The organism is Bradyrhizobium stylosanthis (assembly GCF_001641335.1).
Taxonomy (GTDB): domain Bacteria; phylum Pseudomonadota; class Alphaproteobacteria; order Rhizobiales; family Xanthobacteraceae; genus Bradyrhizobium; species Bradyrhizobium stylosanthis.
Map to the genome: position 1 here is coordinate 407,107 of NZ_LVEM01000002.1, position 22,649 is coordinate 429,755.

Sequence of the window (22,649 nt, forward strand, 5' to 3'; positions counted from 1 at the left end):
CCCTCATGTCCAAGCCTTGTCGCCAGAAGCAGGACCAAAATGGCCCATTTCCCGCAAATTCTTTCCTCGCTGACCGATGTCGTCCGCCCGCGCCATCTGGCGCTGCTCGCCGTGCTCGTCACGGCCGGGCTGCCCTCGACTGCCGATGCCCGCGTCGGCGGCTATGACGGCGTCTGGAACGTCACCTTCGCCACCACCCGGGGCAATTGCAGCTCCGGCTACAGCGTTCCCTTCACCGTTGCCGGCAGCCGGGTCTCGTCCGCCGGCGGCGGCCGGGTCTCGGGCCGGATCAACCGCGGCGGCGCCGTGGCGGTCCAGGTCTCGGTCGGCGCCTCCCATGCGGCTGGCGGCGGCCGGCTCGCCGGCGTGAACGGCGCCGGCTCGTGGAAGGGCATCATCATGGGAGACCAGTGCAGCGGAACCTGGCAGGCGATCAGGACCTGACACACAAACGGCCCGCCGGAGATCCGGACGGGCCGTTGAACGCTTGAAGTCCTGACGACTGCTGTCAGCGCGGCGCCAGCACCATGACGACCTGGCGGCCTTCGAACCGCGCGTCCTGCTCGACCTTGGCGAGCTCGGCGACGTCGGTCTTGATCTTGTCCAGCAGCTTGGTCCCGATCTCCTGGTGCGCCATTTCGCGGCCGCGATAGCGCAGCGTGATCTTGACCTTGTCGCCCTCTTCGAAGAACCGCTGCATCGCGCGCATCTTCACGTCGTAATCGTGGTCGTCGATCATCGGGCGGAGCTTGATCTCCTTGATCTCGACGATCTTCTGGCGCTTGCGGGCTTCGGCGGCTTTTTTCTGGGCGGAATACTTGTACTTCCCGTAATCCATGATCTTGCAGACGGGAGGGCTGGTATTCGGCGAAATCTCGACCAGATCCATGCCAGCTTCCTGGGCCATGCGGATGGCCACGACGGTCTCGACCGTGCCTTTGTTGTCACCGGTCTGATCGATCAGTTGGATCTGCGCATTGCGAATATCATCATTGATGCGCGGCCCGTCTTTGCTGGCAACGGGCGGGGCTTTATTGGGACGGCGAATGGGTGGTTCTCCAAAGTTGTGAAAGAAGGGCCTATTTTGAAGGAAGATGCGTTTGGCGGCAAGCAACTCGCTCGTACCGCAGTCGAAAAACCCTCAAATGCGAGGCATTTTGGTCACGCCTGGGCACGCCGACCGACATAGACACGTTGTTTCTGTTCCGCAAGCGTCCCAAAGGGCAATGCCGATGCCCGCCGTGCATTCGAAAACAAGCCCGGACAGCTCAAACCGCACAGCCAGAGTAAACGTTCCATGACCGACACAATTCCTGATCCCGCGCCCGACTTCATCGAATTGGGCGAGGGCGCGTCCGCACGCAGGATCGCGGTGCGCCGCCGCGCCGGAAAAGGCCCCGGCCTGGTCTGGCTCGGCGGGTTCAAGTCGGACATGCAGGGCGGCAAGGCCGTGGCGCTCGACGCCTGGGGCCGCGACCACGGCCGCGCCGTGGTCCGTTTCGACTATTCCGGCCATGGCGAATCCAGCGGCAATTTCGCCGATGGAACCATCGGCAGCTGGCTCGAGGACAGCGTCGCGGTGTTCGAGCGGTTCTGCGAAGGCCCGCAAATCCTGATCGGCTCCTCCATGGGCGGCTGGATGGCGCTCCTGCTCGCGCGCGAGATCAGGAAGCGGCAAGAGAAACAGCAAGGCAAGGGCTCGCTCGCAGGCCTCGTGCTGATCGCGCCGGCGCCCGACTTCACCGAAGAGCTGATGTGGAAGACGTTCCCGGCCGAGGTGAAGAAGGAGATCGAAACCAGGGGCTTCTGGCTGCGGCCGTCGGAATACGGCGACGGCACGCCCTATCCGATCACGCGGAATCTGATCGAGGAGGGCCGCAATCATCTCGTGCTCGGCAGCGCCATCGATCTTGGCTGCCCCGTCCGCATCCTGCAGGGCGCGCAGGACCCTGATGTGCCCTGGCAGCATGCGTTCGCTCTGACGCATCGCCTCCCGGCCGACGACGTCGTGCTGACCCTGATCCAGGACGGCGACCACCGCCTCTCCCGCCCGCAGGACATCGCGCGCATTCTTGCCGCGGTGGCCGAGATCGGGTGATCTTGTTTCCTTCTCCCCCTGTGGGAGAAGGTGCCTTGCCGAAGGCAAGGCGGATGAGGGGTTCTTTCCACGCATTCCAGTGAAAGTTGGATTCGCGGAGACAGACCCCTCACCCGTCTCAATCGCGCAAAGCGCGATTGAGCCACCCTCTCCCACAAGGGGGGAGGGAAAGAGGAATACGGGAGACACGCCGATGACCACCACAGCCATGCTGCGCGCCTTCTGCGATGCCGTCGAGCAGCGCAACGGCCGCGCGTTCGCCGACCTCTTCACCGAGGACGGGGTCTACCACGACGTCTTCTACGGTGCCTTCGCGGGCCGCGAGAAGATCGCGGCGATGATCGACGACTGGTTCTATCGCACGGCGACCGATTTCCGCTGGGACATGCATGATCCCGTGTCCGACGGCACCACGCTCTATGCGCGCTACACCTTCAGCTACAGATCAACCCTGCCGGAAGCGAACGGCGCGCGGGCGATGTTCGAGGGCGTCGCGATCATGACGCTGCACGACGGCAAGATCGCCTGCTATCACGAGGTTGCCAACACCGCGCCGGCGTTCGTCGATCTGAAGTTCGCACCGGAGCGGATCACGAAGATCGTCGCCAAGCAGGGCGCCGAGCTAAAGGCGCGGGGCGAGATGAAGCGGCATCTGGCGTGAGCCGTCATTCCGGGGCGCGCGAAGCGCGAACTACGGTGCGCTCCTGCGCACCTGAGAATCCAGAGAATCCAGAGAATACTGCGCGAGATTCCGGGTTCAGCCCTGCGGGCTGCCCCGGAACGACGATCACGGCGGCGGCACCTTCGTCATCGGCTTGCGCTGCGCCAGCGCCGCGACGGTAGCGGTGCCGATCGGGCCCTGTTCGTCGTAGAGCCAGCATTCGCCGATCGCGACGCCCTCGGTGGCCTGGTGGTTCACCACGTCGAAGCCGATCCAGTTCGTCACCGGCAGGCGGTGCAGATAGATCGTCACGTCGCTGTTGATGTAGCCGAGCCCCTTGTCGCCGGCATTGGCAAAGGGGCTCGCGAAATCTGCGCCGGTGGCGACATGGACGAACGGCGTCATCGGCACGCCGGCAACCAGTTCGCGCACCTCGCTCATCCATAGCCGGCGTGGGCCGAGCGCGCCCATGTGGCCGACGATCGGGCGCGTCGTCCATTTGCCGTTCATGCCGAGCCTGGGATCGGTGGGCTTGGGAATGTCTGCCGGCTTCGGCACGTCCCAGTTCGGCGGCGACCAGACATTGCCGTCGGGATTCTGCGTCTTGCGCAGCAGCTGGCACGAAGCGCGCGCCATGCTGATGCCGCCGGAAAAGAATTCCGCCTCCACCACGCGGATGCGCAAGCCGTCGCGCACCAGGCGCGTGGTCACCTCGATCGGCTTGTCGATGGTCGGCAGGCGGAACATGTCGACGGTGAGCCGCGCCGGCACGAATTCGGGACCGGAATGGCGCTCCTCGATCGCAAAGCCGAGCAGGCCGACGATGACGCGCCCGTGCAGCGATTTCGGGTCCCATGGACCGTTCGCGACTTCCGTCGGATGGAACGTAGCGCCGTCGCGGGTGAAGAAGGGCATGTTTGTTGTCATGCGCGCGACTTTGCGGGAATGGATGGGGAAATCAAGATCCCCAACCCTCATGGTGAGGAGGCGCGAAGCGTCGTCTCGAACCATGAAGGCCCCGCTCCTGCATCTCGGCCTGCATCCTTCGAGACGCCGCTGCGCGGCTCCTCAGGATGAGGGTCTGAGGTCGAGCGTTGTCGCCACGACAACCGCTGTCATCGCCCAGCCTGACCGGGCGATCCAGTATTCCAGAGACGGCCGTGATGGAATCGAGAAGCCGCGGCGTACTGGATTCCCCGCCCCAGTGCGCAGCGCGCACAAGGCGGGGAATGACACCGAGGTTAGGCGGCGGTCTGCCACTCCTCGCGCACGCTCTCATCGTGCTCGCCGGCAATGGCGTTTGCGCGAAGCGCCGCAAACTCCTCCCGCGTCACCAACTGCCCCAGCGCCCACACCGCAGCTCCGCGCACCAGCGGGCTTGCGTCCTCAAGCAATTGCCGCGCCTCCTCCGCCAGCGCCGCCTCGCCCGAGTTGCCGATCGCGATCAGCACGTTCCGCAAGAACCGGTCGCGGCCGATGCGCTTCACCGGCGACTTCGTGAACAGCGCGCGGAACGCGGCGTCATCAAGTCGTGCGAGTTCCGCAAGACCCGGCGCACGCAGCTCGTCGCGCGCGGCGAGTTTTGCCTCGCGCCCCTCCTGCGCGAACTTGTTCCACGGGCATGCCGCGAGGCAATCGTCGCAGCCATAGATGCGGTTGCCGATGGCCTTGCGGAATTCGTGCGGGATCGGTCCCTTGTTCTCGATGGTGAGATACGAGATGCAGCGCCGCGCATCGAGCTTGTAGGGCGCGGGGAACGCCGAGGTCGGGCAGATGTCGAGGCAGGCCCGGCACGAGCCGCAATGATCGATCTCGGCGTCGTCGCGCGGCAGCTCCAGCGTGGTGTAGATCGCGCCGAGAAACAGCCAGGAGCCGAACTCGCGCGAGACGAGATTGGTGTGCTTGCCCTGCCAGCCGAGATGCGCAGTCTGCGCCAGCGGCTTCTCCATCACCGCCGCGGTGTCGACGAACACTTTTACTTCGCTCGGCGCGGCCGCAACCAGCCAGCGCGCCAGCGCCTTCAGCCGCTTCTTGATCAGGTCGTGATAGTCGTCGCCCCGCGCATAGACCGAGATCGCCGCGCGCGTGCGCTCTTGCAGGATCGCCAGCGGATCGGAGTCGGGACCGTAATTGACGCCGAGCATGATCACGCTGCGTACGTCCCGCCACAGCCCGCGCGGATCGACCCGGCGCTCCGGCTGCGCGGCGAGCCAGTCCATGTCGCCATGTCCGCCCGAGGCGATGAATTCCAGAAAATGCGCTCCGGCCTTCTCGATCGTGCCGGGCGCCGTGATGCCGATGCAGTCGAAGCCAAGCGCGCGCGCCTCGCGTTCGAGCGCCGCACGAAGCTCAACGGTGTCGGTGCTGGATCTGATCACCAATGCATCCACGCTCGTCATGGCCGGGCTTGTCCCGGCCATCCACGTTCTTGCTTAGCATTCACGGAGACAGAACGTACGTGGATGCCCGGGACAAGCCCGGGCATGACGATCTTCACTAAAAATCCAGGTCCACGTAGGTCCGCGACGCCGGCACGCCGGCCAGCCATTCGCTCAGCAGCGGACGGAACGACGGGCGGGATTTCACCCGCGCGTACCACGCCTTTGCCGCGTCGTCCTCGCTCCATGGCACGTCGCCCAGATAGTCGATCGCCGAGAGATGCGCCGCGGCGGCGAGATCCGCGTAAGTGAGCCGGTCGCCGGCGAGGAAATTGCGCGTCTGCGCCAGCCAGCCGATATAGGCCAGATGATAGCGCACGTTGGCCTTGGCCGCGCGCATCACGTCGGCCGAGGGCGGGCCGCCGCCGTTCTCCTCGCTCATGAAGCGCTTGTAGATGCGCTCGGTCACCAGCGGGTGCGAGACCTCCTCGAAGAACTTCTCGTTGAACCAGGCCATCAGCCGGCGCACCTCGACGCGCTCGCCGATTGTGTCCGGCATCAGACGCTTGGGTCCCATGTCGGTGCCATAGGCCTCGTCGACATATTCGGCGATGATGGCCGCGCCCGGGATCGGCGGCTGCTCGTCATCCACCAGGACAGGCGTCGTTCCCGCCGCATTGAGCAGCAGAAATGCCTCGCGCCGTTCCCAGCTGCGCTCTTCGACCAGCTTGAGGTCGAGCCCGTATTCGCCCGCGATCAGTCGGATGAAGCGCGAATGCGGGCAGAACGGATGATGAAACAGCGTAAACATGAAGCCTTTGACTATTTGATGGTGCTTAAGAATCCATCAATGTTTGTGCGGCGCCACACTAGTCCTTCAAAACCGCGAAGCAAGAGCGTGATGGCGCATTTTGCGATTGCGAGAGCAGGGGGAATAGGCGAGAAGAGCCCCGCTTTTCCAGCGGAAATGGACCGTAAATATGTCAGATGCAATACGGGCAGTGATCCTCGGCATCATCGAGGGTGTGACCGAGTTCCTTCCCGTGTCCTCGACCGGCCACCTGCTTCTGGCCGAGCGCTTCTTCCATCTCGGCGAGGGCGCGTTCTGGGATTCGTTTACCGTTCTGATCCAGCTCGGTGCGATCCTCGCGATCGTCGGCCTCTATTTCAGGAAGCTGTGGGACGTCGTGATCGGCTTCTTCACGGGCGACACCTATTCGCGGCGCTTCGTGATCGGCGTGCTGGTCGCGTTCCTGCCCGCTGTCGTCGTCGGCCTCGTCGCCGGCAAGTACATCAAGAGCGTCCTGTTCAATCCCTGGGTCGTCTGCTTCACGCTGATCGTCGGCGGCGCCATCCTGCTCTGGATCGACAAGCTCGACCTCAAGCCGCGCGAGCACGACGCCACCAAGTTTCCGCTCCTGATGTATCTCTATATCGGCATCGCGCAGTGCGTGGCCATGATCCCGGGCGTGTCGCGTTCCGGCGCCAGCATCGTCGCGGCGATGCTGCTCGGCGCCGACAAGCGCGCGGCGGCGGAGTTCTCGTTCTTCCTTGCCATTCCCACCATGATCGGCGCGTTCGCCTACGATTTCTACAAGAACCGCTCCGAGATGACGATGGACCACATGGGCATCATCGCGATCGGATTCGTGGTGTCGTTCATCACCGCGATCATCGTGGTCAAGACGTTCCTGGGTTACGTCACCCGCCACGGGTTTGCGGTGTTCGCCTGGTGGCGCGTCATCGTCGGCACGCTCGGCCTGATCGCGCTGGCGCTGGGACGGTAAGTTCCGGGCTACGCGGCCCGTGCCCGTCCGTTAACTTCTCCGAAACTAGCCGACAGCCTCAACGCAATATCAGCTTTTGACCGGTAGGCAGTTCCGAGCCAGGGCGGCGCGCGCCCGGCGCAGGAGCTGAACCATGACCCTCGTCAGCGGCTGGGGGCGTTTCCCGGTCGTCGATAGCGATGTGCTGCGCCCGCGCTCGTTCGAGGCGGTGGGCGAGGCCGTGGTGGCCGGCTCCGTGGCGCGCGGCAACGGCCGCGCCTATGGCGATGCCGCGATCGGCGCGGTCAGGACGATCGGAATGACCGGGTTCGACCGCGTCAGGTCGTTCGATCCCGCAACCGGCCGCATCCGTCTCGAAGCCGGCGTGCTGTTGGCTGACCTGATCGACACCTTCGGCCCGCGCGGCTTCCTGCCCTTCGTCGTGCCCGGCACGCGTTTCGTGTCGGTCGGCGGCGCCATCGCCGCCGATGTCCACGGCAAGAACCATCATTGCGAGGGCGGCTTCGGCCGCCATGTCGAGAGCATCCTGCTGCGTACCGGGCAGGGCGACACCATCGAGATCTCGCGCGAACAGAATTCCGATGCCTTCTTCGCCACCGTCGGCGGCATGGGCCTCACCGGTGTGATCCTGGAAGCGACGATGCGGCTGCGGCCGGTCGAGACCGGGTGGATCCGCGAGCGGGTAATCTCCGCATCCGATCTCGACGCGGCGATGCGTGCGCTCGATGTCGGCGATGCCGCGACCTATTCGGTGGCGTGGATCGATTGCGCCGCGCGCGGGCAAAATCTCGGCCGCTCGCTGATCTATCTCGGCGAGCACGCGGGGAAGGGCGAGCTTGCCGCCGGCGCCGATGCGTTTCCCCTTGGCAAGAAGCCGGGCCTCTCAGTGCCGATCGATCTGCCGTCGATGACGCTGAACCGCACCAGCATCCGCGCCTTCAACGAGCTCTACTACCGCATGGGCGCGCGGCGCGCCGGCACCAGCCATGTGGTCTCGCTCTATCCCTATTTCTTCCCGCTCGACGCGATTGCCGCCTGGAACCGCATCTATGGCAGGCGCGGCTTCCTGCAGCACCAATGCGTGATTCCCCAAGACGGCGCGCGCGGCGTGCTCGGCGAGATCCTCGATCGCGTCGCCCGGCGCGGCGATGCTTCTTTCCTCGCAGTGCTCAAGAAGCTCGGCCAGGGCGACGGCATCTTGTCGTTTCCGCTGCCCGGCTACACGCTCGCGCTGGATTTCCCGGTCAAGGGCGACATCCTGAGCTTCCTCGACGAGATCGACCGCCTGGTCGTGGCCGCAGGTGGACGGCTTTACCTCGCCAAGGACGCGCGGCAGTCGCGCGCGACGTTCGAGGCCGGCTATCCCGCTCTGTCGCGCTTCAACGCGATCCGCAAAGCGCTCGATCCCGATGGGGTCATCCGCTCGAAACTTTCCCAACGCCTGTTCGATGAGGTCTAGGCCGTGACGTCACGCAAGACTGTTCTGGTGCTCGGCGGTTCCTCCGATATCGGCCGCGCCGCCGCGCGCGCCTTTGCCAAGGCGGGCTACGATGTAGGCCTCGCAGGCCGCGACGTCGCCGCGCTCGAGCCCGACGCCGCCGATCTGCGCGCGCGCTACAATGTCGAGGCGCGCACGTTCACATTCGATGTGCTCGACACGGCGTCGTTCGACGGCTTCGTCGAGGGCCTTCCGGCCTTGCCCGACGTCGTCATCTCGATCGTCGGCCTGCTCGGCGCGCAGGAGAGCGCGCAGAGCGATCTCGCGCACGCCACCACGATCATGCGCTCCAATTACGAAGGACCGTCACTGATCCTCGGCCTGTTCGCTGAGAGGTTTCTGGGCCGCGGCAGCGGCACGCTGGTCGGCGTGTCGTCCGTCGCCGGCGATCGCGGCCGCGCCTCGAACTATGTCTACGGCTCGGCCAAGGCCGGCTTCTCCGCTTTCCTCTCGGGCTTGCGAGCCCGCGCCAGCCGCGGCGGCGTCCACGTCGTCACCGTGAAGCCCGGCTTCGTGCGCACGAAGATGACGGAGGGCATGAAGCTGATCGGCCCGCTCACCGTCGAGGCGCCGGTCGTGGGCGATGCGATCCTTGCCGCTGTCGAGAACAAGACCGACGTCGTCTATGTCAGCGGCAAATGGCGTCTCGTGATGCTGATCATCAAGACGCTGCCGGAAGCGGTGTTCAAGAAGCTGAAGTTTTGAGATTTGCGGGAATGATGCTGTGGCCGCAACGGCGGTGTGCTCCCTCGCCCCGTTCTTACGGGGAGAGGGTTGGGGTGAGGGGCCTCTCTCCGCACGTGCGGTCGTCGTTGGAGCTGTACCCCCTCACCCGGATCGCAAGAGCGATCCGACCTCTCCCCGCAAGCGGGGAGAGGTGAAGAAAGAAACCCTCACGCGCTCTTGCGCTGGAACTGGCCCTGAGGGCGGAAACGCCAGAGATATTGCGGGGCGATCGCTTCCAGCGAATCGGCGGTGATGCCGAGGCCGTCCAGCGTCAGGCCCGCGGCCTTTGCCGCATCCGACACGATGTTGTCGCGCGCGAGCAGCGTGACCTGGTCCGGCGTCAGCTTGAACGCGCCGGGCGCGAATTGCAGGAAGTTGGCCTGGAAGCGGGCGAGGCCGAACGGCAGCGGCGCCAGCATGCGCTGGCGGTCGGTGATTGCGAGGATCGCCTCGATGATCTCGCGCATGGTCAGCACTTCCGGCCCGCCGAGCTCGTAGGTCGCGCCCGCCTTGGCCTTGCCGTCGACGGCATCGGCGATCGCGGTGGCGACGTCGCCGACATAGACCGGCTGCATCTTGGTCTCGCCGCCGATCAGCGGCAGCACCGGCGACATCCGCGCCAGCGCCGCGAAGCGGTTGGTGAACTGGTCCTCGGGGCCGAACATCACGGAGGGGCGGAAGATCGTCGCCGACGGCACCGCGGCCAGCACCGCCGCTTCGCCCGCCGCCTTGGCCTTGGCGTAGCGCGAGGGCGATTCGGCGTCGGCGCCGATCGCGGAGACATGGATCATGCGCGCGCCAGCCGCCGCAGCCGCCTTGGCGACGGTCTCGGCGCCCTTGGCCTGGACCGCGTCGAAGGTCTGCGCGCCGCCCTCGGCCAGCACGCCCACCAGATTGATCACGATGTCCGAATCACGCAGCGCCGCCTCGACCGAGGCCGGGTAGCGCAGATTGGCCTGGACGACGTGGACCTGGCCGACCTTGCCCGACGGCTGCAGGTATCCGGCTAGTTCCGGCCGCCGCACTGCAACACGGACCCGGTAGTCCCGCCGGCACAGCGCGCGGACGACATTCCGGCCCAAAAACCCCGATCCGCCGAAAACCGTGACGAGAGTTTCCAGATTCGATGCCATGGGAGCCAATCCTGCGGGAAGAGTGCGTGATATCAGGCTTCTACCGGGCCGGTTTGCGATGCGCAATCCGCATCGCCAAAACCGCCCAACCATGAATTGACAACGGCGTCACCGAACCGTAGTAACCGCCTCCGTGCCCCAAACGGCATGCCCAGGTGGTGGAATTGGTAGACGCGCTGGCTTCAGGTGCCAGTGGCTTAACGGCCGTGAAGGTTCGAGTCCTTTCCTGGGCACCATTTTGCGGGATTTGGTCCCAAAACAGACCTAAATCTTCGATCGGGTAGAGATGGCAGGGCGGCGATCCCGATATCGCCGTGCCCTTGGCCCTTGATGGGCCTCCCCCTCACACCACGCTTCTCCCCGCCCGCTCCGCGACCGCCTTCTGCACGAAATACATCATCACCAGCGTGATGAGGGTCGTCATGACGACGACGTAGCCGATCCGGTCGAAATGGATCAGCGCGCCGTCGGGTGCCTGCGCGATGATGGCGCCGGCCAGCACCGAGCCGAGGCCGCCGGAGAGCTGCTGCAGCGAGGCGCTGACCGCGCTGAAGGAGCCGCGCTGGCTCGCGTCGGGGATCGCCGACATCAGCGCCTGCGACGGGATCATGCGCGAGAAGATGCCGATGAACATCAGCACGTTGACGGTGATCGCGGTCACCAGCGAGACGTGGCCGAGATGGGTGTAGATCAGCACCATGACGACGGTCATCGCGCAGCCGAACACGAAGGTCGGATATTTGCCGAACGCGTCGCTGGCGCGGCCGACCAGCGGCCCGGTGACGATGCTGAACAGGCCGGAGACGAGATAGATCGTCGGCAGATGCAGCATGTCGATGCCGAGATTGTGCACGGTGAAGGCGCTGGAGAACGGCATCAGCATGTAGCCGCCGGTCGCGAGCAGCGTCGTGACGGCGAAGGCCAGCGTGTAGCGCGGCTCGAACACCGTCGCGATCAAATGGCGGAACGGGTTGCGGTCCTGCTTCAGCTTCAGATGCGCATCGACCGGCTCCATCACGAAGGCGACGACGGCGATCGTGACGATCGACAGGCCGACGATCGCGACGAAGCAGATCTGCCAGCTCCAGTGATTGGCGAGAAACAGTCCCGCGGGAATGCCGAGCACCTGGCTCGCCGCGAACGCGGTCTGCACGAAGCCCATCACGCGGCCGCGCAAGTGCAGCGCGAACAGATCGGTGATGATGGCGAGAACCACCGAGCCGATCACGCCGCCGAACAATCCGGTCACGATGCGGCCGATCAGCAGCACGTGGTAGTTTTGCGCCATGGCGCAGAGCAGGGTGCCGAGCGTGAAGCCGACATAGAAGAACAGCAGCAGGCGTTTGCGGTCGAAGCGGTCGGCGAAGCCGGCAGCGAGGATGCCTGAAAGCCCCGCGCTGAACGCGTAGGCCGACACCGCGACGCCGAACTGGGCGGCGGTGATGTTGAGCGCCGGCATCAGGATGGCGCCGAGCGGCGACATGATGATGAAGTCGAGAATGATCGTGAACTGCGTGAACGCCAGCAGCGCGATGAGGAGCGCCTGGTAGCGCGAAAAGCCGCGCGGACGGTCCGATTGATCGTCGATAGGCGCGGCGAGCGTCTGGTCGGTCATGGGGCTCGATTCATGGCGAGTGGAGGAGGAGACTGGCAGATAGGGTGAGCCGCGGCGAATTGCATGGGCCGCAGGCCGCTCGTTCCCCCGGGAATATGAAGCTCACGCCGGGTTGTGGGATCCATGCAACAGGGAGTCCGGCAATCCGGTCAATTCCGCTTCGGCCTGCACCAGCCAGAACCGCATCTCCATCTCGCGGTACATCGTCGCCGCGGCAGCAAGCTCGTCGCGAGCCTGGTCGGGACGTCCCGCGTTCACATACAATTTTCCGAGGCCGTGACGGCAGCGCGCAGCGAGCGGGCGGAGGTCGAGTTCATCGGCCAGCGCGAGCGCGGCTCGGTAGTGACCTTCGGCCTGGTCCGGGGAGCTGTCGCCGCTGGAAGCCTCGCCCAGAAGGCGCAGGGCGGCCGCCTCGCCGCTCCGCTGGCCATTTTCACGGGCCAGCGTCAGCGCCCGTCCGGCAGCCCTGAGAGCATCCGCCTGCCGGCCCGCGAACAAATATGCTTCGCCCAAAGGCGACAGGAACAGCGCCTGGGCAAATCGATGCCCCATCTTCTCGAAGACGCTCAGCGCCTGCTCCATCAGCGGCAGGCCTTCGGCCGTTTGCCCCAGCAGGGCATAAGCGTGGCCGAGGCTGCCGGAATTGCCTGCGACGAGGAACGGCAGGTTCCACTCGCGCGCCACCGCCAGTCCGCGCTCCAGCACCACGACTGCGCGGTTCAGCTCTCCCCGGGACGCCAGCAGATCGGCAAAACACCAGCTGACGATGCCGAGGCTATAGGGGTGATCGACCGCCTCGGCGAGGCGTATGCCTTCCTCGCCGTGAGCGATCCCGCGCGCGAACTTGCCCTGGTCGGCATAGATGCGGGCGAGAAAACCGTGGGCGGTCACCGCCGGATATCCGGCGAGGGAAAATTGCTGGCGGCGTGCGTCGCCGTCGAGCAGGTCCAGCACGTTGAGATAATGGGATTCCGACTCGCCGTAGTGCAGCGTCGAGAAGCAGGCGAGCCCGAGAAACAGCGATGCCGAGATGCGGAGCGAAAGCTCGCCGAGCTGCTCTGCGAGACGATGGGCGTCCCGCCCGAACTTGACGGCGTCCTGTGGACGGCCGCTCAGGCTGAGGGTCTGGCACATGTGAACGGACGCGAGGCAAAGCCGTCCGGGATCGTCGAGATCTCTGGCCAGCGCTTCGGCCTCGCGAAGATAGGCGACGATGCGCGCGAACTGGCCGAGTGGAAAAAGCGAGGTCTTCAGGTCGAACCTCAGATCGATCGCCTGCTCCATCGTGTCCCGGGTCTGCGGCAGCGTCGCGAGACAGCGCAGCCCCCGTTCGAAGAAACTGGCCGCTTCGCGGTTGGCCCATCGCGCGTGTGCGAGGCGCCCCGCCTTGATCCAGTGGTCGGCCGCCTCGCGGGCACGCGCGGCCTCGGCGAAATGATGGGCAACGATCTCGGGGTGGGTTTCGGCCAGTGCCGGGAAGCGTTCGACGAGTGTGTCCGCGATATCCGCATGCAATTGCTGCCTGCGGCTCCTCAGCATCGCGACATAGGCGGCATCCTGGACCAGCGCGTGCTTGAACGTGTAGCTCGCCTGCGGCGGCGAGCCGCGACGGCTGACGAGGCCGGAGGCCGTCAGCCGTTGAAGCGCGGCATCCAGATCGACAGGGGGCAGCGCGGATATTGCAGCGATCAGCTCGTAGGAGAACTCCCGCCCGATCGAAGCGCCGATCGAAGCCACGTCCTTCGCCGCGCCGAGCAGGTCGAGGCGAGCGGCCAGCGAGGCCTGCAACGTCGCCGGAATGGCGAGCGATCGCCGCGACCCCTCCGTCCCTTCGCTGTCGGATGTCTCGCGCAACAGCTCCTGCTCGATCAGCGTGCGGGTCAACTCCTCGACGAACAGCGGGATGCCGTCGGCGCGCGACAGGATCTGCTCGACGACGGGCTCGGGGAGAGGCTTGCCTCCCGCGACGTCATCGATGATGCCGGCGCTGTCGCTGCGGCCAAGGCGGCCGAGGGGCAGCAGCGTCACATGTGGCTGGCCGATCCAGGAAGGCTGGAATTCCGGCCTGACGGTGATCAGCAACAGCAGCGGCAGATTTGCGGCGCGAGCCGCGATCGCGTCGAGCAGGTCGAGCGATGTCGGGTCGATCCAGTGCGCGTCCTCTATCACGATCAGCCCCGGTGTCTGCACCGTTCCGGCCGAAAGCTGGTTGAGCAGCGCATTGAGGGTCATCTCCCGCTTCTCCTGCGGGGAGATCGCAAGGGCCGGATAGCGTCCGTCCGACGGCACGCCGAGAAGCTCGGCGATCAGCGCGACATCGCGGGCCAGATTTTTCGTTGCGGGCGCGAGCAGGGCTTCCAGCCTGTTGATCCGTGCGCCGGCGCTGCTGCCGGGTTCGAAATTGGCAGCCCGTTGAAGCTGAATGATGAGCGGGTAGAGCGCGCTGTGCGCATGATGCGGAGAGCAATAATAGCGCAAGCGGCGGTGTTGCTCGTCCTCGAGGCACGTCAGCACGCTCTCGACGATGCGCGACTTGCCGATGCCGGGCTCGCCCGAGATCAGCACCACGCGGCCCGCACCGGATTTCGCCTGATTCCAGCGGCGCAGCAGCAGCTCGGTCTCTTCCTGGCGACCGACGAGAGCGGACAGTGAATCGGCGCGCCGCGCATCGAAACGGCTGACGCCCACGGCCTCGCCGAGCACCTGCCACGCGGGCACCGGCTCTCGCAGTCCCTTGACCTCGATATCCGGAAGCGCGCGCGTGTCGAACAATTGCCCAAGCAGCCGCCGCGTGCCGGCGGCGATCGCGACCTCGCCCGGTCCGGCAACGTCTTGCAACCGCGTTGCCAGGTTCGGCGTCTCGCCGATCGCAACGTGCTGCCTGAGATCGCCGGGCCCGGGCTTCTCGCCGATCACGACGAGGCCGGTTGCGATCCCGACGCTCGCCCGCGGTGCCGTGCCGGCCGGTGCGTTGAGAGTGCGGACCGCGTCGACGATCGCGAGGCCGGCGCGTACGGCATGTTCGGCATCGTGCTCGCGCGCCATGGGATAACCGAAATAGATCAGGACACCGTTGCCCTGGTGCTGGGCGACGAAGCCATGGAATTGCATCGCGATCCGAGCCGCGACCTGATGAAAGGCGACGATCTGGTCGTGGACATCCTCCGGGTCGCGCTCCGCAGACAGCGGCATCGCGCCGATCAGCTGGCAGGCCATGATCGTCAACTGGCGCTGCTGGCGGCCGCCCGGGCGAAGCGATTCCGAAGGCGGAGCATCGTCGTCGCGTTCCGCGACGGCTGCGGCTTCGGTCTCCCGCACCCGAATGCCATCCGGGGGCTCGTTCGTCCGCGCCGCATCGGACGGTCTGGCGTTGCGGAGCTCCGCGACGAGCGACTGGGTGACCGCATCGGGCTCCGTGTTCAGCTCGCGCTTGAGCAGCGCGACGAGATCCTGATAGCGCTTGAGCGCCTCGGCCTTGCGTCCATTGGCGGTGAGCGCTTGGATGACCAGCCGATGCGCATCCTCGCGCAAGGCATTCACGGCAATGGCCCGGTTGGCGGTCCTGAGCGCGGATTCCGCATGTCCGGACTGCAGCGCGTGCTGGCCGTGCCGGACCATGGAATCGACGGCCATGCCGTCCAGCCGCTCCCGTTCCTGGTCGCGCCATTCCGACCATGCGTCTTCTTCTATGTTCAGATCCGTCAGCAACGGATTGCGGTAGAGATCGGCGGCTGCGGCCAGCGACGCACGGCTGCCCTCGACGATCAGGGTCTCGAAGCGGACCGCATCGCAATCGATCACGCCGGGCGCGAGCCAGACGTCATTGTCGTCGCTGCAAAGGGAGTCCTGCCCGAGAATCCGCCGTAACCGCACCAGGCTCTGGCGCAGATTCTGCCGCGCCTGGGTCTCGAAATGCGAGCCCCACAGCAGGTTCGCGAGCTTCTCGCGCGGTTGGCGGCGCGGCGCAGTGCAAGCCAGGTAGGCCAGCAATCCCGCAAGCTTCCGGCCCGGCAACGAAACCACGCCGTCATTCGTCGTCAGTTCAAAACGTCCGAACAGCGAAAGACCAAATCTCGGAAGCGGCACGCTGTCTCTCATTCCAATGGCAAACCGGGCACGGCGAACGTGGCCTCGGAAACACACCTAACACGCTTTGACGCACTTTGAAGGTTGCGCAAGGCAGGAGTCACGCTGCTGTCACGCCGGACTGACGCCGGCATTGACGGCGGTCGGCCTACAAATCCCCGCGGCGCGCGCTCTCCTATGGCGAATTGGGGAGATAGTGGGGGACTAAACATGAATATTTCAGTCGTATTTCGAACGCGAGCAGCCGCCTTCCTTGCAACCGGGCTCATCGCCGCGATCGCGACCGGTGCGTACGCTCCGCAAGCCCGGGCCCAGTTCGTGTGCGTCGATACTGCTGCCTCCGCCCAAGGTGCGACGGCAACCGGATCGGGCGGCAATTTTGCCTGCGGGACCAATGCAAACGCCACCGGCACAGGCGGTAACAACACGGCAATCGGGTTCGGAGCAAACGCCAACGGCAATGTCAGTGGCAATATCGCCGTCGGCCTCGCCAACGCTAGCGGCAATGGCAGCGTCAATACCGCGGTCGGGGACAACGCCAATTCCAGCGGCAACAACAGCGTCAACACCGCGATCGGGGAAGCCCTCGCCAACGGCAACAACAGCTCCAATACCGCGAGCGGCTTTGACGCCATTGCCAGCGGCGACGGCAGCAAAAACCTCGCGACCGGGTCCAGCGCCCACGCCAGTGGCGACGGCAGCGGCAATATCGCGGCCGGGTCGAACACCAATGCCGTCGGCAACGCCAGCAACAACATTGCGTCCGGGACCAACGCCAACGCCAGCGGCAATATCAGCTCCAACGTCGCGACCGGCATGAACGCCAACGCGAGTGGCGCCGGAAGCCGAAACGTCGCGACCGGCGACGGTGCCAACGCCAGTGGCGCGAGCAGCTTCAACGCGGCGAGCGGCTATCTCTCCAATGCGAGCGGCGCCAATTCGGGAAATGTCGCAACCGGAGCAGGCGCTCTGGCTAACGGCACCGGTAGCGCCAACGTCGCGGTGGGCCTCAACGCCAACGCCAGCGGAAACGGCGTCGCCAATACCGCGGTGGGCAATGGCTCCAACGCCACCGGCGCGAACTCGTCGGCTTTCGGCAATGGCGCGTCGGCGACCTTCGCGAACTCCGCCGCGATCGGCAACGGCGCCACCGCGACGCGCGCCAATCAGCAGGTCTACGGCACCGCCACCAATACCTACACGATGGCCGGCATTGCCTCGGCCGCGAGCACGGCTGCGCAGTCCGGGCCGACGCAACTCGTCACCACGGATGCGGCCGGCAATCTCGCCTCGACGTCGCTGGCCGCGCTCGGGCTTGCCAGCTCCGGCGATATCGCAGGCATCAACAATCAGCTCGCCGGCATCAATGCGCGCCTGAATGAGCTCGACGGCAAGACCGGCAAGGCGATCAACGGTGTTGCGATGGCTTTTGCGATGTCCGGTTCACCGTGGCTAATGCCGTCCGAGAAGATCGCGGTCACCGCGAACTGGGGCACCTTCCAGAACACCAATGCGCTCTCTATGAGCGCCGCGCTCCGCGTCAGCGAGAATGTGCAGGCCAGCGGCGGCCTGACCTATGGCACGAACGGCGGCGGATTGGGCGGACGCGTCGGCATGCGCGTCGGCTGGTGAAGGCGGGCGCGGCCAGTCCATGCAATTGATTGCGCGTGCCCTGATTGCACTGGCTCTGCTGCTGTCGTGCAGCAACGACCGGGCGGAAGCTCAACAGAAAACGCCTGCGCCTGCGGCCACGCCCGCGCAGCCGTCGCTGCCTGTCACGTTGGAGCAGGCGCTCTATCTTATCCGTTCGACGCTGCTTACGCTCAATGATGCCAACCGCACCGGCAATTACACCGTGCTGCGCGATCTCGCCGCGCCCGATTTCCAGGCGCGCAATACCGCCGCCGATCTCGGGTTGAATTTTCTCGACCTGCGGCGTCGCAATTTCGATCTGTACGGCGCGGCATTGCTGCCGCCGCAATTCACCGAAGCGCCGTCGCTCGACCAGCGCGGAATGCTGCGGCTTGCCGGTTACATTCCGACCCAGCCGCAGCAGATCAAGTTCGATCTCGTGTTTCAGATCGCCGCCGGACAATGGCGACTGTTCGGGATCGCTATCGCCACGCCGGAAGCCGCACCCCCGCAGCCGCAAGCCCAGGCAGCTGCCGCGAAGTCGGCCGCGTCTGCGCAGAAGAAGTCACCATGAGGCACCAAACAGCCGCACCGGCGCAGTCGCGCGGCCAACAGATTTTCAGCCGCGACCGTCATCGGCTGGAATTTTCCACTGCTCCCGGACGGACTATGAAGAGGAACAAGTTCATGATGTATCGAATGATGATCGCCGCGGCGCTGTTCGCAGCGATCAGTGCCGCCCCGGTTATGGCTTACACGAGGTCTCCGTCGATGGCCGACGGGGCCGTACGGAAGAACATCCCGCCGCCGCCGAAGCCTCCGGCGCCCCCCAAGCCGCCAGCCCCCACGTCCGGGAAGAAGCCGTAGCCGCAGCCTGATTGGGAGTCCGAGCGCGAGGTCGCCGTGCATCCGGCGATCTCATTGCCGTCAGGTTTATCCAACTGCATGTCATATCAGCCCATCATGCGCGCGCGCCTCTACGATTCCGTTCGAGACAGATGGACGCGCGCGTGTGTCGTCATGGCCTGCTGTACGGTTTCCTCGCTCGCGCATGCCGCCGAGCCGAACTGGTCGCTGAGCGCCGATCAGGAGTTGCGATATGCCACCTGGAGCGGCACGCGGGGTTTCCCTGCCAGTGGCTCGTCGGCGGCCGGCGCCGGGACGCAGCTCTATGCACCCCTGACGATCCAGGCGAACGGGCAGCCGCTCGAAAACATCAAAGTCGATCTGCTCGGCAGAGGCGGCTATGTCTGGTCACGGCAATCCACGCCCGGGTTGACCGGCAGCGTCACGACCACGACCGATACGGTCGTCTCGGGGACGGCAACCTATCTCGGCATTCCCGGAATTCAGCCGTTCGTCTCCATGAACGTCAACCTTCCAACGGGGACGACGGCTCTCTATGGCAGCGCGGCGAATGCGCGGATGGATCAGGACATCGTCGACCTCGCAACATTCGGGGAAGGGCTGAACATAGGGCCGACGGTCGGCGTCAACCTGCCCATCGGCGAACAGCTCATCCTGACGTTCAGCTCCGGCTATACCTGGCGCGGCGCATATCGCATGGAAGCGCTGCTCGATCCCGCAAGCACGGAGCCGCAGGCAACCACATTGGTGGGGCCGGGACGGGTCGCGACGCAGAGTGCCTCGCTCGGCTACCAGCTGGCAAACCTGACGCTGCTGGCTTCAGCGTCCTACGCCCACGAAACTGCAACCCGTCTGGATCAAGTCTCATCCTATGCACTTGGCGACCGCTACACGCTGTCGGGTACGGTCGGATACGCATGGACGACATCGTCGAGCACGACATTCACGGCGTCGTGGACCAACGCCGAGAAGAACAGGGTTTTGGATCCGGAGCTGTTGAAGATCATTCCCGAGTCGTTTCGGTCCAACAGCGCCGTGTATCGGTATCGCCTCGAGCAACCCGTCGTGAGCGGCAACTGGACCGTCGCGCCGATGGTGAACTACATGCGGCGCGATCAAAACTCCTACAATCCGGTCACGCAGCAATTCATTCCGGCAAAGACCCGCATCGGAGCGGGCGGTTCTGCGCAGTATTCGCTACGCGAAGGCTTGTCCTTGAAAGCGAGTGCGGAGCACTTCTGGATCAAAGAGAATCTGACCGAATTGACGCCGAACCTTCGCGTTCGCGGCTGGATCGCGATGCTTGGCGGGAGCATGAAATTTTGACACGTATCATCACCGGGTTGAGCGGCTTTGCTCTTGTCACGGCATTCGTCGCCGGCTTGTCGATCTTCGATCAGGCGCAGGCGCAACCAAGATGCCCGGAGGGCAGGACTGCAAATGGTGGCTGCGTCAATGGCGGCCTCGCCAGGTCGATGCGCCAGCGAGCAATCATCTTCTCGCAGCCCAAACTGTCCTATACCGGCGCGCCGGTCTCGCAGAGCCGCGGCGACAGCCAGGACACCAACACCCCGAGGTCGATCGAGCGGTCCTACGACAAATACGGGCCGCCTCCGCCGCAGCCCCTGCCGGCGGTGGTTCCGACCCTGCCGCCAACGCCTCCACCGCCTGTCACGTCCGACAGGCGGCTCAAGCGCGATATTTCGCGGCTCGGATGCCTCGACAGCGGCATCTGCCTCTACCGGTTTCGCTATCTCTGGGACGACACGTTCTATGTCGGCGTGATGGCCCAGGAGGTCGAGCGGATCGTGCCCAATGCCGTGGTGCACGGCCCCGACGGCTATCTTCGGGTCCGTTACGACCTGCTCGGACTGCAGTTCCGCAGCTGGAGCGATCAAGAGACCACCAGGCCTCGCCGGGGTGCCGCCAATCCCGGGTTAAGCCAGCCTTAGCGAATGCCTCCTAGGCTCGCTGCCGTCCATTTCCCTGCTCCCTGGCGGTCCGCTTTCCTGGAGCCGGTCATTTTGCGGCAAACAAGAGCGTTTTCGAATGGAGCAGCCTGCCTGGCAGCACGTTTCCAGCGCGCCCGAGCGGTCGGCAGCGCCGGCGGCTGCGCGGACGCTCGTCATCGATCTCGAAGGCGCCCTGCTGCGTTCCGAGCTCTTGATGGAAGCGCTGTTCTCCAGCCCCGCTCGCCTGCTGGCCCGCTTCGGCGCGGGCGGACGGCCCGGCGTGGCGGCGCTGACGGATGTCCTGGCGCAGGCCGAGATCGACTACGCCCATCTGCCCTATGATCCCGATGTGCTGAACCAGGCGCTGGCGGCGCGGGCGCGCGGTGCGAAGGTCTATTTGGTCGCCGGCCGGCTTCCCGGTCATGCGGCCGGCATCGCCGCGCATCTCGGTTTCGATGGCGTCGTGACGCCGGCCGATCTCGCCGCGGGCGAGCTTCCCTTCGATCGCGGCACGATCGATCGCATCGAGACCCGCGGCGGTCGCAATCCCGGGCTGAAGACCTGGGCGAAGGCGCTGCGCGTCTACCAATACGCCAAGAACACGCTGGTGTTCGTGCCGGCGCTGACCGCGCATCAGATGAATTGGACGACGCTCGGCTACGCGCTGCTGGCGTTCATGGCGTTCTCGGCCTGCGCCTCCGGCGCGTACCTGATGAACGATCTGCTCGATCTCGCCGCGGACCGGCAGCACCCGACCAAGCGTCACCGCGCGCTCGCGGGCGGCACTTTGCCGATCTCGTCGGCGCTATCAGCGATCCCCGCGCTGTGGCTGTTCGCGGTCGCAGCCTCCCTCTTCATCTCGCCGCTCTTCCTCGCCGTGCTCGGCGCCTATCTCGCCACCACCATCGCCTATTCGCTCGTGCTCAAGCGCAAGATGCTGGTCGACGTCGTCACGCTCGCCGGCCTCTACAGCCTGCGCATCGTCGCCGGCGCCGTCGGCGTCGGCGTGGTGCTGTCGGAATGGCTGCTGATCTTCTCGCTGTTCGTGTTCACCTCGCTCGCCTTGATCAAGCGCTTCAGCGAGCTCAGCATGCGCGAGAGCGCGGGCCTCGCCGATCCCTCCAACCGCGACTACAGGGTCACCGACCTCCAGATCATCGCGGCCATGGCGGCGGCGAGCGCGATGAACGCGGTGACCGTGTTCTCGCTCTATGTGTCCTCGTCCGCGGTGACGCCGCTCTACAGCCGCCCCTGGCTGCTGTGGCTGATGACCCCGCTGCTGCTGTACTGGTTCGGCCGCGCCCTGATGATGGCGCATCGCCGCGAGATGCCGGATGATCCGATCATCTACGCCTTCCGCGACGGCCCGAGCCGCACCGCGGTCGCGGCGATGATCTGCATCATGCTGGCCGCGATCTGAGCGGACGCTTGCGTGGCCTGCCCCGAGTGGTTACATCGCGGGCAATCCGAAATGAGCCTATTCTGCCGACAGACCGATTCGACCCGAGGTTTTGAAACACCATGACCGTACGCCTGCACCGCGGCGACCTGCCCGACCTGTCCCGCTACACTGGAGCGGTGGCGATCGACACCGAGACCATGGGGCTCAACCCCCACCGTGACCGGCTCTGCGTGGTGCAGCTCTCGCCCGGCGACGGCAGCGCAGACGTGGTGCAGATCCCCAAGGGCCACACCGACGCGCCGAACCTGAAGGCCCTCCTGGCCAATCCCGCAATCACGAAGATTTTCCACTTCGCGCGGTTCGACGTCGCGGTGCTGTACCAGACCTTCGGCGTCATGACCGGGCCGATTTATTGCACCAAGATTGCCTCGCGACTGACCCGCACCTACACCGACCGCCATGGCCTGAAGGACCTCGTGCGCGAGGTGCTTAATATCGACCTGTCCAAGCAGCAGCAGTCCAGCGACTGGGGTTCCGACAGCCTGACCGAGCCGCAGCTCGCCTACGCCGCCTCCGACGTGCTGCACCTGCATGCCCTGCGCGAGCGGCTCGACGCCATGCTGGTGCGGGAAGGCCGCACCGCGCTTGCCAAGGCCTGTTTCGAGTTTCTGCCGACCCGCGCCCTGCTCGACCTCCAGGGCTGGGAGGAAGAGGACATTTTCGCGCATTCGTGAAGGCCATGCGCGGTGGTAAGCCTGAGGCTGCCGCCCCGTTTCGGACACTTTCGTAACGGCCTGTCGCGGGCTGCATATTT

The 22,649-nt window shown here is 65.5% G+C and carries 19 protein-coding genes and 1 tRNA gene; 13 read left to right on the plus strand and 7 right to left on the minus strand.

Annotated elements, in window-relative coordinates:
• Positions 1-39 precede the first annotated feature (39 nt).
• Positions 40-444, plus strand: coding sequence for a hypothetical protein (locus A7X65_RS13975; protein ID WP_063685651.1), 405 nt, complete (start codon positions 40-42; stop codon positions 442-444).
• Between the two features lie 64 nt (positions 445-508).
• Here the strand turns inward: A7X65_RS13975 and infC are convergent, their stop codons facing one another.
• Positions 509-1,048 (minus strand): translation initiation factor IF-3, encoded by a 540-nt coding sequence (gene infC, locus A7X65_RS13980; protein WP_082884999.1) that lies wholly within the window; start codon positions 1,046-1,048, stop codon positions 509-511.
• A gap of 249 nt (positions 1,049-1,297) precedes the next feature.
• On the opposite strand from infC, the gene A7X65_RS13985 reads away from it, so the two are divergent.
• Entirely contained in the window at positions 1,298-2,098 is an 801-nt protein-coding gene (locus A7X65_RS13985) for an alpha/beta hydrolase (RefSeq protein ID WP_063685655.1), read from the plus strand.
• A gap of 193 nt (positions 2,099-2,291) precedes the next feature.
• Complete coding sequence (locus A7X65_RS13990; RefSeq protein WP_063685658.1) at positions 2,292-2,759, plus strand: nuclear transport factor 2 family protein; 468 nt, start codon at positions 2,292-2,294, stop codon at positions 2,757-2,759.
• Positions 2,760-2,885: 126 nt separating this feature from the next.
• Here A7X65_RS13990 and A7X65_RS13995 read toward each other — a convergent pair whose 3' ends face one another.
• From A7X65_RS13995 to A7X65_RS14005, 3 genes are all read right to left on the minus strand, one after another.
• Positions 2,886-3,674 (minus strand): acyl-CoA thioesterase domain-containing protein, encoded by a 789-nt coding sequence (locus A7X65_RS13995; RefSeq protein WP_208608611.1) that lies wholly within the window; start codon positions 3,672-3,674, stop codon positions 2,886-2,888.
• A gap of 326 nt (positions 3,675-4,000) precedes the next feature.
• Complete coding sequence (queG, locus tag A7X65_RS14000) at positions 4,001-5,137, minus strand: tRNA epoxyqueuosine(34) reductase QueG (RefSeq protein ID WP_245323523.1); 1,137 nt, start codon at positions 5,135-5,137, stop codon at positions 4,001-4,003.
• A gap of 118 nt (positions 5,138-5,255) precedes the next feature.
• Positions 5,256-5,948 (minus strand): glutathione S-transferase family protein, encoded by a 693-nt coding sequence (locus A7X65_RS14005; RefSeq protein WP_063685663.1) that lies wholly within the window; start codon positions 5,946-5,948, stop codon positions 5,256-5,258.
• A 169-nt stretch (positions 5,949-6,117) separates the two neighbouring features.
• On the opposite strand from A7X65_RS14005, the gene A7X65_RS14010 reads away from it, so the two are divergent.
• The 3 genes from A7X65_RS14010 to A7X65_RS14020 all read left to right on the plus strand — a co-directional run bounded on the left by A7X65_RS14010 (position 6,118) and on the right by A7X65_RS14020 (position 9,127).
• Positions 6,118-6,924: an undecaprenyl-diphosphate phosphatase gene (locus A7X65_RS14010; protein WP_063685665.1), complete on the plus strand. Its 807-nt coding sequence runs from the start codon at positions 6,118-6,120 to the stop codon at positions 6,922-6,924.
• A 133-nt stretch (positions 6,925-7,057) separates the two neighbouring features.
• Positions 7,058-8,383 carry an FAD-binding oxidoreductase gene (locus A7X65_RS14015; protein WP_063685668.1) on the plus strand — a complete coding sequence of 442 codons (1,326 nt, stop codon included), beginning with the start codon at positions 7,058-7,060 and terminating at the stop codon, positions 8,381-8,383.
• 3 nt (positions 8,384-8,386) lie between these two features.
• A complete protein-coding gene (locus tag A7X65_RS14020) occupies positions 8,387-9,127 on the plus strand; it encodes an SDR family oxidoreductase (protein WP_063685670.1) in 741 nt (246 codons plus the stop codon).
• 188 nt (positions 9,128-9,315) lie between these two features.
• On the opposite strand, the gene A7X65_RS14025 is transcribed toward A7X65_RS14020, so the two are convergent.
• Complete coding sequence (locus tag A7X65_RS14025; RefSeq protein ID WP_063685672.1) at positions 9,316-10,281, minus strand: complex I NDUFA9 subunit family protein; 966 nt, start codon at positions 10,279-10,281, stop codon at positions 9,316-9,318.
• 149 nt (positions 10,282-10,430) lie between these two features.
• Here A7X65_RS14025 and A7X65_RS14030 point away from each other — a divergent pair.
• Positions 10,431-10,517: transfer RNA gene (locus A7X65_RS14030), tRNA-Leu, on the plus strand.
• Positions 10,518-10,624: 107 nt separating this feature from the next.
• Here the strand turns inward: A7X65_RS14030 and A7X65_RS14035 are convergent.
• Positions 10,625-11,896: an MFS transporter gene (locus A7X65_RS14035; RefSeq protein WP_063685674.1), complete on the minus strand. Its 1,272-nt coding sequence runs from the start codon at positions 11,894-11,896 to the stop codon at positions 10,625-10,627.
• 102 nt (positions 11,897-11,998) lie between these two features.
• The gene (locus tag A7X65_RS14040) at positions 11,999-15,982 is read right to left on the minus strand and encodes an ATP-binding protein (protein ID WP_063687680.1); all 3,984 of its coding nucleotides are present in this window, start codon (positions 15,980-15,982) and stop codon (positions 11,999-12,001) included.
• Positions 15,983-16,192: 210 nt separating this feature from the next.
• Between A7X65_RS14040 and A7X65_RS14045 the strand changes: the two genes are divergently transcribed.
• The 6 genes from A7X65_RS14045 to A7X65_RS14075 all read left to right on the plus strand — a co-directional run bounded on the left by A7X65_RS14045 (position 16,193) and on the right by A7X65_RS14075 (position 22,569).
• Positions 16,193-17,614: a YadA family autotransporter adhesin gene (locus tag A7X65_RS14045; RefSeq protein ID WP_063685676.1), complete on the plus strand. Its 1,422-nt coding sequence runs from the start codon at positions 16,193-16,195 to the stop codon at positions 17,612-17,614.
• A gap of 19 nt (positions 17,615-17,633) precedes the next feature.
• On the plus strand, positions 17,634-18,188 hold the full coding sequence (locus tag A7X65_RS14050) for a hypothetical protein (protein WP_063685678.1): 555 nt from the start codon (positions 17,634-17,636) through the stop codon (positions 18,186-18,188).
• 329 nt (positions 18,189-18,517) lie between these two features.
• Positions 18,518-19,807, plus strand: a complete 1,290-nt coding sequence (locus A7X65_RS14060) for a hypothetical protein (protein WP_156527803.1) — start codon at positions 18,518-18,520, stop codon at positions 19,805-19,807.
• On the plus strand, positions 19,804-20,433 hold the full coding sequence (locus A7X65_RS14065; RefSeq protein ID WP_156527804.1) for a tail fiber domain-containing protein: 630 nt from the start codon (positions 19,804-19,806) through the stop codon (positions 20,431-20,433). The genes A7X65_RS14060 and A7X65_RS14065 overlap by 4 nt, the downstream gene beginning before the upstream one ends.
• Before the next feature lie 97 nt (positions 20,434-20,530).
• Positions 20,531-21,853 carry a UbiA family prenyltransferase gene (locus A7X65_RS14070; protein WP_082884933.1) on the plus strand — a complete coding sequence of 441 codons (1,323 nt, stop codon included), beginning with the start codon at positions 20,531-20,533 and terminating at the stop codon, positions 21,851-21,853.
• 101 nt (positions 21,854-21,954) lie between these two features.
• Positions 21,955-22,569: a ribonuclease D gene (locus A7X65_RS14075; protein WP_063685685.1), complete on the plus strand. Its 615-nt coding sequence runs from the start codon at positions 21,955-21,957 to the stop codon at positions 22,567-22,569.
• The last annotated feature ends 80 nt before the right edge of the window (positions 22,570-22,649 follow it).